This window comes from Terriglobales bacterium (assembly GCA_035543055.1).
In the GTDB taxonomy this organism is placed as follows: domain Bacteria; phylum Acidobacteriota; class Terriglobia; order Terriglobales; family Acidobacteriaceae; genus JAIQFD01.
Genome location: DATKKJ010000109.1, coordinates 1 through 13,646 on the forward strand (window position 1 = coordinate 1; position 13,646 = coordinate 13,646).

The window sequence follows — 13,646 nt, forward strand, 5'->3', positions numbered from 1 at the left end:
CGTCGGCAGCGACAATCTTGCTGAAGGCGATAAGCGGAGTGCCAATCAGATCGAGGCCGCGCACGAGCTCCTCGCGGCCGTCGGGATAGACGCGGTAGACGACGGTGGGCATCACGCTGAATGAGTTCGGCACAGCGCGTGAGGTGTAGGTAAAGCCGCCCTTGATATCGTCGAAGAACAGACCGTAAGGCTTCTTGGCTTTCTTAACGCGCTCAATGAGCATGTTCTTCAGTTCGGCGCGCGAGACCGTCTTCGAAGCTTCAACGATGAGGTTGGATTGTCGCGCGGCCACGGGGTAGCCCTGCTGACGACGTCCGTGACCATTCGATTCAGAGAAGCCCTCGATGGGCGAGCGCGACATAAGGAAGGTCTTAAAGATGCCTTTGTCCACGACCGCGACGCGGCGTGCTTTCACGCCTTCGTCGTCGTAGCTGTAAGAGCCGACCAGGTCGGTTTTGCCGAACCGATGGACGGTCGGATCGGAGTAGACGGAGAGGAACGTGGGCAGCACCTGCTGGTTGACCTTCTTTTTGAAGGTTTGGGCGTCGTCTTCATCCTTAAGGCGGGCGCCCTCGATGCGGTGGCCGAAGATTTCGTGGAAGAAGACGGCGCTGGCACGGCTGGAAAGGATCGCTGGGCCAGTGTAAGCCTCAGCCACCGGGGCTTTCTTCAGCCCGAGCAGCATGTCGACCATTTCGTTCACGGTGCGGAGCACGGCATCATCGCTGGGCAGACCTTCGGGAGTGAAGGACATGAAGGTGCGCATCAGCGGCAGGTTCTCGCCGTCCTCGGCCTTGATGGAAGCCGAGATGGACAACTTGTAAAGAGTCATCGACGTGCGGATCTCGGCGCCATCGGTATTGATGTAGCGGCGCGTAGTCGTCTCCGCGCTAGCGGTCACATCGGCGTCCTCAACATCGGGATACTTGCGGAACGCGCGGCCGTACTGGCGTGCCTTTTCTTCCCACACGGCGCGGTCGAAGATGATTGTTACGACATTTTCCGAGTAGTTCTGGGCCGGCGCCGGAGAGAAGTCCGGGGACTTGTCTTCGTCCGGTACCTTCATCTCTCGGCTGGTTTTCACGGCTTCGAAGCGCTGTACTGCATCTTTGTACTGACGGTCCGTCTCGAGCCAAAGAGCGACTCGGAGGGCGTCCGCGCCATCTTCGATCGGGAGCTGTGTGCGGACCTGGCCGAAGCGGACAGCCGCAAAGTTCCACGGGCCACCGGCGTGGGTGCTGTCGAGCTTGTAATCGCCGACGCGCAGGTCCATGTCGAGCAGTCGCGTTTTCTTGTCGGTGGTGGAAGTGAGCGCGCCGAATGAAGAATCGACCTCAATCGTTCGGGTATCAGTGAGTTCGTAGGAGATGAAATAAGGTGGAACCTTTTCTTTCTTGAGGACGGAGTGGGACCGGTTCAACTCCTGCTTGAGGGATTGCATGACCGGATCGTTGTTGTTGGAGGTCTGCTGGGCAGAACCAAGGAGAGGAATCAACAAGAGAAGACAGAACCACAGACGAAATCGCACGCGGCCCTCCTGATGGCGTCGAACCAGCACCATTTATCCATAGCGGAATCGAGACCGCTAGTTACGTGGGTACTGGTCCCACCGTGTTTGTGGACCTCGGGGTCGATATCTGGTGCCATGCAGCATGACTGAAGGGGAAGGTGTTTCTACCGCGTCAAGCCCCGCGAGGGAGGCTGCAAGGCACGCCAGATCCCGGCAGAATAGGACGCGTGCCCTCGCGCGTCCTTGAACGGCACCCCCCCGGCCGCATTTGTTCGGAGTTCAGGCCCGGGTTGCTACTCCGTCTGGGCCGGTCGCATGCGCCGAAGGTCGATCCCCAGCTGCTCGCATTTCTTGTAGAGATGGCTGCGTTCCAGGCCGAGCGCCTTGGCGGTGTTGGTGATGTGAAAGTGGTTCCGCTTCAGCTCAGAGAGAATGATCTGCTTCTCGTAGACGTCGAGGCGGCTGGAGAGCGGCCCCGAGCCCAACGCTGCGGGCGCCTCGAGGCCGGTTGAGGAGGGAAGGGAACTGCGGACCAGCTCCGCATCCACCACCTGACCGCCGGCCAGCAACAGGAGCCTCTCGACCACATTACGCAGCTCGCGCACGTTTCCCGGCCAGCCGTATGCCTTCAGTGACTCCATGGCCTCGGGCGCGAACTGCGCCGCCTTCCATCCGTTCTGCTCGGCGACCTGGGCGGCGAAATGCTCGGCCAGCACCGGGATGTCGTCGAGGCGCTCGCGCAGCGGCGGAAGGCTGATGGGGAAGACGTAGATGCGGTGGTAGAGGTCCTGGCGAAACGCGCCTTTCTCGACCAGCGATTCGAGGCGGCGATGGGTGGCGACGATGACCCGCACGTCCACAGCGATGGGCCGGTCGCCCCCCACCCGCTCGATCTCGTTCTGCTCCAGGACGCGCAGCAGCTTGGCTTGCATGGGCGGGGGCATGTCGCCGATCTCGTCCAGGAACAGGGTGCCACGCTGCGCCTGCTCGAACTTGCCGATGTGGCGGGCCGCGGCGCCGGTGAACGAGCCCTTCTCGTGGCCGAACAGCTCGGACTCAACCAGTTCGCCGGGCACGGCGGCGCAGTTCAGGGTCACGAACTGCCCGTTCTTGCGGGCGCTACGCTCGTGCAAGGTGCGGGCCACGAGTTCCTTCCCGGTCCCGGTCTCGCCCAGGATGCAGACCCGGGTCTCGGTGGGCGCCACCCGCTCGATCTGGGCCATCACTTTCTTCATCGGCTCCGAAGCCCACACGATCTCATGCCTGCCCACGCGGGCCCGCAGCCGGGTGTTCTCTTCCTCCAGGCGCTTGAGCTTGACCACGTTCTCGATGGTGAGCAGCAGCTTCTCGGAGGAAAGCGGCTTTTCCAGGAAATCGATGGCGCCCAGGCGGGTCGCCTTCACCGCCATATCGATGTGCGCCTGCCCGGACATCATCACCACCGGGGTATCGATGCCCAGCCCGCGATACTCGTTGAGGAACGCCAGCCCATCCTTGTCGGGCATGACCACGTCGGAGAGGATCAGGTCGAAGGGCTGGGACTTCACCAGCTCGAGGGCGCGGTCGGCATTGTCGCAGACGGTGGCCTCGTGGCCCGCCAGGCGGAAGGCGCGCGACAGCGAGGCCAGGGTGTTGGGATCGTCGTCGATGATGAGCAGGTGCACCTTCGCGGCCTGCTGAGGAGCGGGACTAGGCATCGGCGCCTCGCGCCAGCACAGTTTCCGGCATCCGCGCAGGCAGTTCAATACGAAAGGTCGTGCCGCGCCCCGGCTCGCTTTCCACCGAGATCTTGCCGTGATGGTCGCTGACCACCGACTGCACGATGGCCAGCCCCAGCCCGGTGCCGTGCTGCTTGGTGGTGTAGTAGGGCGTGAACAGGCGGTCGCACTCCTCCTTGGTGAGGCCGGTGCCGGTGTCGCTGACCTCGATCTGCACGGCAGCGTCCTTCTGGCGGGTGCGGATGACCAGATTCCCCCCGGAAGGCATGGCATCCATCGCGTTCAGCACCAGGTTCTGCAGGGCGCGATGCAGGAGGTCGGGATCGGCGTCGATGGGCTGCAGCCCGGGGTCAAGATCGGTCTCGGAGCGGATGGGGGCGCCGCCGGCGCCGGCGGCGAGCCGAGCTTCGAAGACCTTGAGCGCGTTGCGCACCGCCTGGTTGACGTCCACGCGCTGGACCTGCGGCGCCGGCATCTTGGCGAAATCGCTGAAGCGGCCGATGATCGCCTTCAGGTTCGCCAGCTCCGCCAGCAAGGTGCGCGTGCTTTCCTGGAAGACTTCGTCGAACTGGCTCGGATCGCGCTCCCGGGCGCGCACCAGGTTCTCCACCGTGATCTGCAGCGGGAAGAGCGGGTTCTTGAGCTCGTGAGCCAGGCGGCGAGCCAGCTCTCTCCAGGCGGCCACGCGCTCGGCCTGCACCAGGCGGTCGCGCTGGTCGCTCAGATCACGGGTCATGCGATTGAAGGCCGCCGCCAGGTAGCCCAGCTCGTCCTTGGTGGTGGTGTAAACGCGGGCATCCAGATTGCCCTTGGCGACCTGGCGGGCGGCGTCGGCCAGCTCGTCCACCGGCTGCGTGACCCGCGCCGCCACCCAGCCGCTGAGCAGGATGCCAAGCAGGATGCCGGCGCACGCCACCAGCAGAGCCACCCATCCGATATGTCGTTCGATGGCGACCAGCTCCCGCCGCGAGCTGGCGAGGATGAAGACGCCGAGCACTTCGCCGTCGCGGCCGGCGAGGGGGATGGCATGCAACATCTCGTCCCCCGCCAGATCGCTTGTCGAGGGGACCATCTGCGACGACTCGCGGCGCTCGCGCAGCACTGCGGCGACGAGCGGCCCGAGCGCATCGGCCCCCGGGACCGGCCCGGCAGCGTCGGTCACAGCGGAGGGCACGAAGCGCGGGCCGGTGCTGCGATAGAGCATGGCGCGCACACCCTCCGGCAGGACGAGCGAGGCGAGGAAACTCTTGTCGAGGCGCTCGCCCCCGATCACATAGAGCTGAGAGCCGGCCACACGCACCGGACGGGCCGCGACCAGACCCAGGATGGCGCCGTCGGCGACGTCCTCGCGCCGGAGGAACGCCGGTTGCGTCGCAGCCTCGTCGAGCTGGTGCAGGACTTCCTTGTAACCGAACCGTGCCGGCCATTGTGCCGACGAGATGATGGCGCCATCCGAGGACACGAACTCCAGGAGATCGAGCTGCTGGGCGGTGGCGACGGCGCCGGCTTCATTGACATAGGGCGACGAGTCGGCATTCGGACGGGCCAGGTCGGCGGCCATGCGCAGGGTGGAGTCCCGTTCGGCGACGGCGGCGACCCGCCGGCTGACTTCCTGTCCGCGACGCGCGAATTCGTTGCGGAACTGGGTGGCCAGGGCCGCGGTCCGCTCCTGGTCGAGACGCTCGAACGACCGGCGCAGGGTCGCGGAGACGATGGCGCTCACCAGCGCCACCACGATCACGACACTGACGCTGAACATCAGCAGCAACTTGGCCCGGAAACTCACGGCTTCTCCAGCACCAGCGAGACGTTCTCCAACGGCCATCCGCCCTGGCGCGGCGCCACCCAGTTTCGCACCCGCGGCCCCAGCGCATGCACTTCGGGCACGTAGGCCAGCGGAACCACGACGAAGTCGCGCAGGAGCGCGCGTTCGGCGGAGTACAGAGACTCCGGAGAGGTCATGGCCACGATCTGCTGCGCCTGCTCCTTGTAGCCGAGGTCGGCGGCCATCGCCGCCAGGGCGACCGAAGCCCGCGCTGACGGCAATACCACCCGCACCAGCCTCATGTCGGCGTTCGCCGGCCGGTTCCCGAGGTTCTCCCCGAAGACTTGGACGGTCACGCCGGCATCGCGGGCATTCACCGCCACCCGCTCGGCGACCGACTTGGCCACCGTGTCTGACCAATCGTAGGCCAGGGTCAAGGCCTGCGCCGAAGAACCGGTGCGCTGCGGCTGAGGGGCCGCCTCGTTCCGGGCGGTCGGAAAGAGAAAGGCGTAGCCGCTGACCCACTGCGGCAGCAGGCTGGCGGCCGGCTCTCCTTGTTTTTGCAAGAGGATGCCGTGGAGCGAGGCGCGGTCGATGGCTGCGCTGACCGCCTCCCGCACTCGCTGGTCCTGCACCTTGGGCAAGAAGACGATGGCCAGCAGCTCGACGGGGGAGGAAGTCGCCAGGCGTTGTCCCTCCTGGGCCGCGCGGCGCGCCTGGTCTGCTGACACCTCGATGACGTCGGCACGATCGGCCTGCAGATCGATGCTCTGATCGCGGTAGCTGCGGGCGAAGGTGATCTCGATGGCATCGGCGTAAGGGCGGCCGGCCCACCAATCCTCGTTCGCGCGCAGCAGCAGCCGCTTGCCGGGTTGGAATTCGGCCACCCGGAAGGGCCCAGTCCCGATCAGCGCGCCCTCGATGCCGCGCCCCACGATGGAGTAGCGCGGGCGGGCCAGCTCGGCGAGCAGCTCCGGCATCGGCGACTCGCTTTCCACGACCACAGCATTCCCGGCGAGGCGGACCTTCCAGGCGCCATTGGCGGCGGCGAGCGACATCACGACCAGCCGCGGGTCCAGGCGGGAACCATTGTGCATCTTGACGCCTTCCCGCACCACAAACTCCCAGCGCCGGAAGTCCGCGTCGTGCCGCCACGAGGTGGCCAACGCGGGCTGGACCGTGCCGCTCTCGTCCAGCCGCACCAGGCCGTCGAACAGCAGGGAAGCGACCTTGCTGCGAAGCCCCGCATCTGCGGACAAGCCGCCCTCCTGCGCCGGATCGAGCGAACTGAGGGAGGCACTCGATTCCACGCGCAGCGTGCCGCCATAAGCGGGGCGGGTGGCCGCCTGCGCGGAAGCGCACAGCGCCAGGCTAATGGCCGCAAACGACAGTAAAGGTGAACGCTTCATATTGCTTCGTTCTCAGGTTCCGCGAAATGGCGGTGACGGCGGCGCCCTCGCCGCTTGTCCACAAGGAGAGCAAGGGACCGGCGAACTCGGCGGATGGTCCGGCCTCCTGCGGCTCGCCGGCCGCCATCCCGTAGGCCTGCACCGCATCGGGACGCGTGCTGTCGCCGGTGCGGGTGGTCAGCAGCAGCGAATCCTGCGCACAATCGCTGCGGATGCCGGCAAGGTCGCTACCCCATCCGGCCACGACACCTACGGTCTCTCCGCCGCCGCCGACCAGGCGGGTGCTCCCGTCCACCAGAGAGAACAGCCACACGGTGGCGGCGCTATCCCGGAGGGCGGCGGCAGAATAGAAAGGAGGCAGTTTGGCCAGGGCGCCAAACCCCGGGACGAGGGCGCCGGTGAAGTAGTGGCGGGACGAGTTGAAGACGGCGCGCTGCCCGTCCGCACTCGCGCCGAGCGGCCACGGATCGTCGCTCTCGATGCAGTTCGCCATCAGCTGTGGTTGGGTGTTTCCCTCACAGTGGGCGCCGGGAAGATGGGCGGTGAAGCTGCCATCGCGCTGCAACAGGAGCCGACCGCGGACGTCGCGCGGAAGTGGCTGGGAGTGGGCGATGCGGGCCGTGCTCTCTCTGGTCCAGCGGCCGGCGGCCAGCCGGTACAGGACCAGCCGGTCCGGTTCGAGCACTAACAGCAGCGAGCCGCCGGACAGATCGGCGGTGGCAAAGTCGAGCATCGGCTCGGGCTGACTCCACACCAGGCTTCTGCGGATGCTGACGCCGGTTCCGCCGCGTTGGGGCACTGCCGGTAAAGGCGTTTGCGTCATCACCACTTCCCAGGTATCACCGTGACCGATCTCGGCCACCCACAGGTATGCGACCGCGTTCTCCGACAGCGTGAGCCGCACCTCGTCCACCGCACGGTCCGCGCCTACCAATTGGACACCCCGGGTCCGCAGTTCGGTCTCGAGCGCGCGGCGTACCTGGGCGGCGTCGTTCTGAGTCAGGGAGGACAGGTTGCGCAAGCTCACCGTCACCGCGGAGCGGGCCTGGACCCGGGCGACGATCTTTTCCGCCAGCTCGCGCGCCGGCGCGGACCAGTCCTGGGCCGCGGCAGCAATACTGAGGAGGACCGGCAGAAGGGCCAGAAGGGCGCGCCGCGACAGAAAGGAGGACCGCATCCGTTGGATTTCGCCTGGAAGCGCCCGATTATAGCATTGAGATTTCATGGCTTTCGGTGAGGTGCCGGATGGCGCTGCCGAGGCAGCGCCATCCGGGTCCCGGCGGCCGGGCGGTCCGCTAGCGACGGCCCCGTAAGACCGCCGGCGGGCCTGGAGGATCGTCCTCCTGCTGGTTCTGGGGGACGTTGCGCGGTCCCTGCTCGTCCATTTCGTCGACTTTGGGCAGGGTGCCGCGGAGGACGTCGCTGGCAAAGAAGTACTTGCCATCGGCGGGCACCATCATGATCTGCAGCTTGTCCGACAGCCGCTCGGCGATGATCTTGTTGATGAGCAGCGGCTGTTCGCGCAGGGCGGCGGCTTCCAGCCGCATGCGCTCGCTGTCGGCTTGCGCGGTGACCCGGATGCGGCGCGCCTCCGCTTCCGACAGCAGATTGCGGCGCTCCACCTCGGCCTTGCTGTCGATGACCTTGGCCTGCGCCGCTGCCTCCGCGTTCTTCACCGTCGCCTCCTTGCGGGCCTCCGCCTCCAGGCGCGTCTGCTGGATCTGTTTCTCCTTGAGCGGCAGGGTGTACTGCATGGCGTCCGCCTCCGACTTGGCCTGCAGCACGCGGGTCTGTGCGTCGGCCTCGGCGCGTTTGATCTGCTGCACCTTCTGCGCCTCGGCCTGGAGCTCGGAGATGCGCACCTGTTTGGCCTGAATCTCGGTCTGCACCGCCATCTGGTCGTTCTCCTGCTCCTTGAGCAGCAGGCCTTCCAGTCCCTTGGCGTATTCCGGGGGGAGCTGGATGTCGCGCAGCATGACCTCCTTCACCTGGATGCCGTCCGCCCCCAGCTTGCGGGCGATCTGCTCGGCGGCGAGCTGGCGGATCTCTTCGCGCTTCACCGAAAATACGTCGCGAACGGTGTAGTTGGGGATGATCCCGCGGAAGGTGCTGCCGATGACCGGTTGCACGACCTCGGTGCCGATCGCCTCCGGCAGGGTGTTGTGGATGTAGTCGAGCCGGGCGGCGTCCAGACGGTAGCGCACCATGATCGACAGCCCGAGGGGCAAGCCTTCCTTGGCCTGCACGGTCAGGAGCGCGCCTTTCTTGACCGCCTCTTCGTCTTTCTTCTTTCCCGGTTCCGCGGCAGCCGTCGAATAGACCTGGTCGCGGACGTCATACAGGGCCACCTGCTGGATGAACGGCAGGACGAAGTGCACGCCCGGGTAGAGCGTTCCGTGCTGGGTGCCCGAGATCTGGCTGACACGCACCCCGGCCATGCCGGCGGGCACGACCGCGATGCTCATGCCGAGGAACAATGGGAGCAGCGACCCGAGGGCCAGCCGTCCCGCCGGCCACCAGCGGACAAGCCGTGGGATGGGGAGCGGCGCATCGGGTAACAGCTCCAGGCGCCGCCGATGTTCGGTGGTGAGGTAAAGATCGTACAGCAGCATGGCCGCGGCACTGACCAGCATCCCCGCGGCCCCGACGAGCAGCAAGTATTTGAGTAGCAGCATAGTGTTCTCTCCTCAGTTCAGGTCCGACGCCCGATTGGTTTTCCTGACGTTGTCCACGGCCAGCTGGAGCTCAGCCAGCACCCGGTCGTGGCCCAGCCGGCGCCGCCGGCGCATGCCCCGCTTCATCAGCGTCAGCACCCCGAGAAGGAGCAGCGGCTCCATCAGGAGGGCGAAGCAGAAGGTCAGCAGGACCACCACAACCAGTTCGCAATTTGCCAGTACCGCGTTCATGACATCCTCCGATCCGAACTCTCTGTTGCTACTGCGCGCCGGCGTTGACGGCAGCCGGCACCTGCGCCATCACTGCCGGCTGCTCACCGAACACCGCCGCCACCTGCGCGTCCCGTTCCCCGTGGATCTCGACCACATCACCCGGCCTGACCTTGTCGAACAGTTCCTCCAGGTCCGGCCGGCGCATGCGGATGCACCCGTGCGAGGCGCGGCGCCCGATCGAGCGGGGCGCATTGGTTCCGTGGATCCCGAATCCCTTCAGCCCCAGCCCGATCCAGCGCGTGCCCAGCGGATTGTCTTTACCCGGGGGGATGACCACGTGGGGGTGGTAATAGGTGGGATTGGTGAGCCGCTGCGAGATGCGGAAGCTCCCGATGGGGCTGGGGCTCCCGTCGGCCCCCACCGCGACGCCGTAGATCCTCACTACCCGGTCGTTCTCCAGCAGCGCCAGCTTGCGATCGGGAATACTGACCACGATCGAGCGACGTATCTCGACCTTGCGACGGATCAGGTCGAAGTTCTTTTCCTCCTGGGCTACGGCCTTCGCCAGAAGCATCGACATCAGGAAGATCGCCAGCACCACGTACCACATGAGCTTTCCCCCTCTCATCCATCTCCCGAGCCATCTGTCGAGTCGCTGCACGGCTTCCTCTCTCATTGCCTTGCGACCAAGTGAATGGCACTCAAGGAGCCGTTGTCGAAGACGTTGAAAGGGAAGGGCTTAGTCCTGACGGGGAACTCTTAAGGCGTGTCTGGCGGGCACGGTGTGTCAGGACGCACACACTGGCGCCGTTCGTTGGGATGGGGGCCGGGCCGGAGGTCAGCGCCGCCGACGAATGGGCGCGCGGCGCCGGACGGTTTTCTTCTTCGCGGGAGCGATGGCAGTTGGATGGCGGGGTTCGTACAATCCCAGTTCGACGCCGCCGGGCAAGGCGATGGCGGTGACCCGGCCCCAGCCGGCGGTGGTGATCTCGCGGGCGAACTTCACGCCCTTCTTCTTCAGCGTAGCGACGGTCTTATCCAGGTCATCGCACATCAGGTACAGGTCGTAGGAACCCTTGCCGTCGGTGGGATGGATGCCCAGTTCGGCGGGAGGCAGCGCGAACAGCAGCCAGCCCTGGCCGGCGTCAACGGACGGGAGTCGCAAGGTCTTGCGGAAGAAGTCGCGGACCGCGTCCGCCTGCGCCGTGTAGATGAGGGCGTGAACGCCGTGAATCATGGGGACCTCCGTGCGGTGCCATCCTAAGCGAATCCCGATAGCACGTCCCGGAAATCTGGGTTAATCTGCGGACGGTCTCTTCGCCGCCGACCGGCGACCGACGACTGCCATGGGCCGCATCCACGTCCTTCCCGAACATGTCGCCAACAAGACGACCCGCAGGGTCGTCCTGAGCGGGGCACACGCCACGCGAAGGATCTCGCGTGGGTAAGATCCACGTCCTTCCGGAGCACGTCGCAAACAAGATTGCGGCCGGCGAGGTCGTCGAGCGCCCGGCGTCGGTGGTGAAGGAGCTGCTGGAGAATGCGCTCGATGCCGGGGCGCGGCGCATCCGGGTGCAGGTGGAGGCCGGGGGCAAGAAGCTGATCCAGGTGCAGGACGATGGCTGCGGCATGGTGCACGACGACGCCATGCTGGCCTTCGAGCGCCATGCCACCTCCAAGATCAAGGACGCCGAGGACTTGCTGAATATCCATACCCTGGGGTTCCGGGGGGAGGCGCTGCCTTCGATCGGGTCGGTGTCGCGGCTGAGATTGGAGACGGCGCCCAGGGAAGAGAACAGCAGATCCCTCACGCCTGAAGGCGTTCGGGATGACAATGCAAGAAGTGCGGGGACGGTGATCGAGATCGCGGGCGGGAGGATGTTGAAGGTCGAAGAGGCGGGACTGCCGGCGGGGACTTCGATCACGGTCAAGGACCTATTCTTCAACACGCCGGCGCGCAAGAAATTCCTCAAGAGCGAGAGTACGGAGCTGGGGCACATCGCCGCGCTGGTGACGCACTACGCGCTGGCGCATCCCGACAAGCACTTCGAGCTGCATTCGGCGACCAACGCCATGCTGGTGGCGGCGCCGGTGAAGACCTCGGCGGAGCGCATCTACCAGGTCTTCGGCAAGGAGACGCTGGAGCAACTCATCCCGCTGGCGGCGCAGGCGCCGCTGGAGCGGGTGGGACTGCCGCAGCCTCCACCGTGGAAGCGGGATGAAGACTACGAAGCGCCGGCGCCGGGTGAGATCCGGGTGCACGGGTTCGTCTCCAAGCCCGAGATCCAGAAGCTCAACCGCAATTCCATCTTCGTGTTCGTGAACCGGCGGCTGATCCGCGACCGGCTGATCCAACACGCGCTGACCGAGGCGTATCGAAACATCATCCCGCCGACGATCTTTCCCGTGGTGCTGCTGTTCATCGAACTGCCCTGCGGGGAGGTGGATGCGAATGTGCATCCGTCAAAGGTCGAAGTGCGCTTCCGGCAGCAGAGCTTTGTTCATGACTTTGTGCGCGATTCAGTGCGGGCGGCGCTGATGAAAGCGCGTCCGGTGCCGCAGTTTACCCAGGAGATTGCGGCCAGCCCAACCGCGAAGGCGGCGTTTAGACCTGGAGCCATGCCGGGCGAGGACGCCCGGCCCATGCAAGAGCTTTCACTGCGCGCGCCACAGATGGCGCCGAGGAATGAGAGATTGGAATTCGCCGACACGCCCATCGAGGTACGCGCCAATGCGGCGCTACCCGTGGCGAGGTGGGAGGGAGGAGCGCCGCTGCCGGAGATCGGGCCGGGCGGGCAGGCCCGCAATGGCGATGAGTGCGCCGGCGTCATTCCCGAAGTGCCGGAAAGCGACGTACCTCCGCTTTCGTCGCTGAAGCCGCTGGGACAATTGCGCGACTCGTTCATCCTGGCGGTGAACGAGACCGGGCTGTGGATCATCGACCAGCACGTCGCCCATGAGCGCATCCTGTTCGAGAAAGTGGTGCGGCAACAGGCCAGCCGGCAGGTGGAGACGCAACGGCTGCTGATGCCGCTGATCATCGAGCTGACCCCGGGGCAGCAGGCGGTGTTCGCCGAGATCGCCGACGAATTGCGGCACAACGGCTTCGACGCCGAGCCCTTCGGCTCGCGCACCGTGGCAGTCAAGACATCTCCCGCAGGGGTCGAGGCCAGCGACGTCGAGCACATGCTGCACGAGCTGCTCGACCAGGTGGAGCGCGAGCAGCAGGCCACCAACCTGGAAAAAGTCCGGGGCAAGATCGCCGCCTCCATCGCCTGCCACGCGGCCATCAAGGTTAACATGGCGCTGACCGTGGAGAAGATGGAGTGGCTGATCCGGGAGCTGGCGAAATGCGACGCCCCCATGTCTTGCCCGCACGGAAGGCCGGTGGTTCTGCGATACTCAGTGACGGAGATCAAGAAGGCTTTCAAGCGGATCTGATGACCCAGGAAGAACTGCATCAGCGGCGGCGGGAGAAGTGGCGGGTGGCGGCCCCGGAGCAGGCGGTGCGCACGCTCGAAGATGCGCGCGAGTTCATCGAGAGCGTGGGTTTCGCCACCATGTACCCGGCGCGCCCGGCGGTGCTGGCGCCAACCTTCTTCGGGGCGTACCTGGGGCAGGAAGAGAACCTGCCGCTGGCCAAGGACGCGTTCCGGCATCCCGAGTCGCAGCCGGCCACCGACCTGATGGTGCGGCTACTGCGCGAGAAGTCGGCCTTCGAGGCCAATCTTTTTCCGGAGACGAACTTCCTGGTGGCGGCCTCGGTGTTTCCTTATTTCTATGGGCTGGCGGGCGACCGGAATCCAAAGGGCGAGAAGAAAGACCCAAAGCTGTCTCCGCTGGCGGGGGACGCGTTCGCGGTGATCCAGCGGGAAGGGCCGATCGCCAAGACGCGGCTGCGGGACCGGTTGGGAGGCGCGCTGTCGGACGCGGCCATGGAGCGGGCGCTGGACGAGCTGTGGTCGCGGCTGAAGATCATCCGGGTGGACTACAGCCCGGAGCACGGGGCGTCGTGGGACATGCTGTTCCGCTGGGCGCCGGAGGCGGTGAACGAGGGCGCGCACCTGTCGGTGCCGGAGTCGCTGTCGGCGCTGCTCTCGAAGTACCTGGATGCGGTAGTGGCGGCAGAGCAGAAGGAAGTCGAGGAATTCTTCGGGCACCTGGTGCCGCGGTCGAAGGTGCGGGAGGCGATCAACGCGCTGCTGGGAGCGCGCGAACTCAGCTTCCTGCAGGTGGGTCCGCGTTCCATGGTGCAGGTGACGCCGCCGCGCACTCCCGCCAGCCGCCGTCAGCCGATCGCTCGCCGCCCGCACACCAAGCGAGCATGAGGAAGATCATCATTGCCATCGACGGCCC

General features: G+C 65.9%; 11 protein-coding genes. 2 read left to right on the plus strand and 9 right to left on the minus strand.

Going from position 1 to position 13,646, the window contains the following annotated elements; all coding sequences use genetic code 11:
• The 9 genes from VMS96_07925 to VMS96_07965 form a co-directional block, all read right to left on the minus strand.
• Positions 1–1,528: TldD/PmbA family protein (locus tag VMS96_07925; protein ID HVP43346.1), on the minus strand; the 1,528-nt coding region annotated here is incomplete at its 3' end.
• A 275-nt stretch (positions 1,529–1,803) separates the two neighbouring features.
• The gene (locus VMS96_07930) at positions 1,804–3,207 is read right to left on the minus strand and encodes a sigma-54 dependent transcriptional regulator (GenBank protein ID HVP43347.1); all 1,404 of its coding nucleotides are present in this window, start codon (positions 3,205–3,207) and stop codon (positions 1,804–1,806) included.
• Positions 3,200–5,014 (minus strand): ATP-binding protein, encoded by a 1,815-nt coding sequence (locus tag VMS96_07935; GenBank protein ID HVP43348.1) that lies wholly within the window; start codon positions 5,012–5,014, stop codon positions 3,200–3,202. The genes VMS96_07930 and VMS96_07935 overlap by 8 nt, the downstream gene beginning before the upstream one ends.
• Positions 5,011–6,402 (minus strand): ABC transporter substrate-binding protein, encoded by a 1,392-nt coding sequence (locus VMS96_07940; GenBank protein ID HVP43349.1) that lies wholly within the window; start codon positions 6,400–6,402, stop codon positions 5,011–5,013. Before VMS96_07940 ends, VMS96_07935 begins: the two co-directional genes overlap by 4 nt.
• Positions 6,365–7,579, minus strand: coding sequence for a hypothetical protein (locus VMS96_07945; protein HVP43350.1), 1,215 nt, complete (start codon positions 7,577–7,579; stop codon positions 6,365–6,367). The genes VMS96_07940 and VMS96_07945 overlap by 38 nt, the downstream gene beginning before the upstream one ends.
• 118 nt (positions 7,580–7,697) lie before the next feature.
• Complete coding sequence (locus VMS96_07950; GenBank protein ID HVP43351.1) at positions 7,698–9,077, minus strand: SPFH domain-containing protein; 1,380 nt, start codon at positions 9,075–9,077, stop codon at positions 7,698–7,700.
• A 12-nt stretch (positions 9,078–9,089) separates the two neighbouring features.
• Positions 9,090–9,308 carry a hypothetical protein gene (locus VMS96_07955; GenBank protein ID HVP43352.1) on the minus strand — a complete coding sequence of 73 codons (219 nt, stop codon included), beginning with the start codon at positions 9,306–9,308 and terminating at the stop codon, positions 9,090–9,092.
• Positions 9,309–9,336: 28 nt separating this feature from the next.
• On the minus strand, positions 9,337–9,918 hold the full coding sequence (locus VMS96_07960) for a L,D-transpeptidase (GenBank protein HVP43353.1): 582 nt from the start codon (positions 9,916–9,918) through the stop codon (positions 9,337–9,339).
• A gap of 210 nt (positions 9,919–10,128) precedes the next feature.
• Positions 10,129–10,527, minus strand: a complete 399-nt coding sequence (locus VMS96_07965) for a VOC family protein (protein HVP43354.1) — start codon at positions 10,525–10,527, stop codon at positions 10,129–10,131.
• A 203-nt stretch (positions 10,528–10,730) separates the two neighbouring features.
• Between VMS96_07965 and mutL the strand changes: the two genes are divergently transcribed.
• Both mutL and VMS96_07975 read left to right on the plus strand, forming a co-directional pair.
• On the plus strand, positions 10,731–12,731 hold the full coding sequence (mutL, locus tag VMS96_07970; protein ID HVP43355.1) for a DNA mismatch repair endonuclease MutL: 2,001 nt from the start codon (positions 10,731–10,733) through the stop codon (positions 12,729–12,731).
• A complete protein-coding gene (locus VMS96_07975; GenBank protein ID HVP43356.1) occupies positions 12,731–13,618 on the plus strand; it encodes a hypothetical protein in 888 nt (295 codons plus the stop codon). The genes mutL and VMS96_07975 overlap by 1 nt, the downstream gene beginning before the upstream one ends.
• The last annotated feature ends 28 nt before the right edge of the window (positions 13,619–13,646 follow it).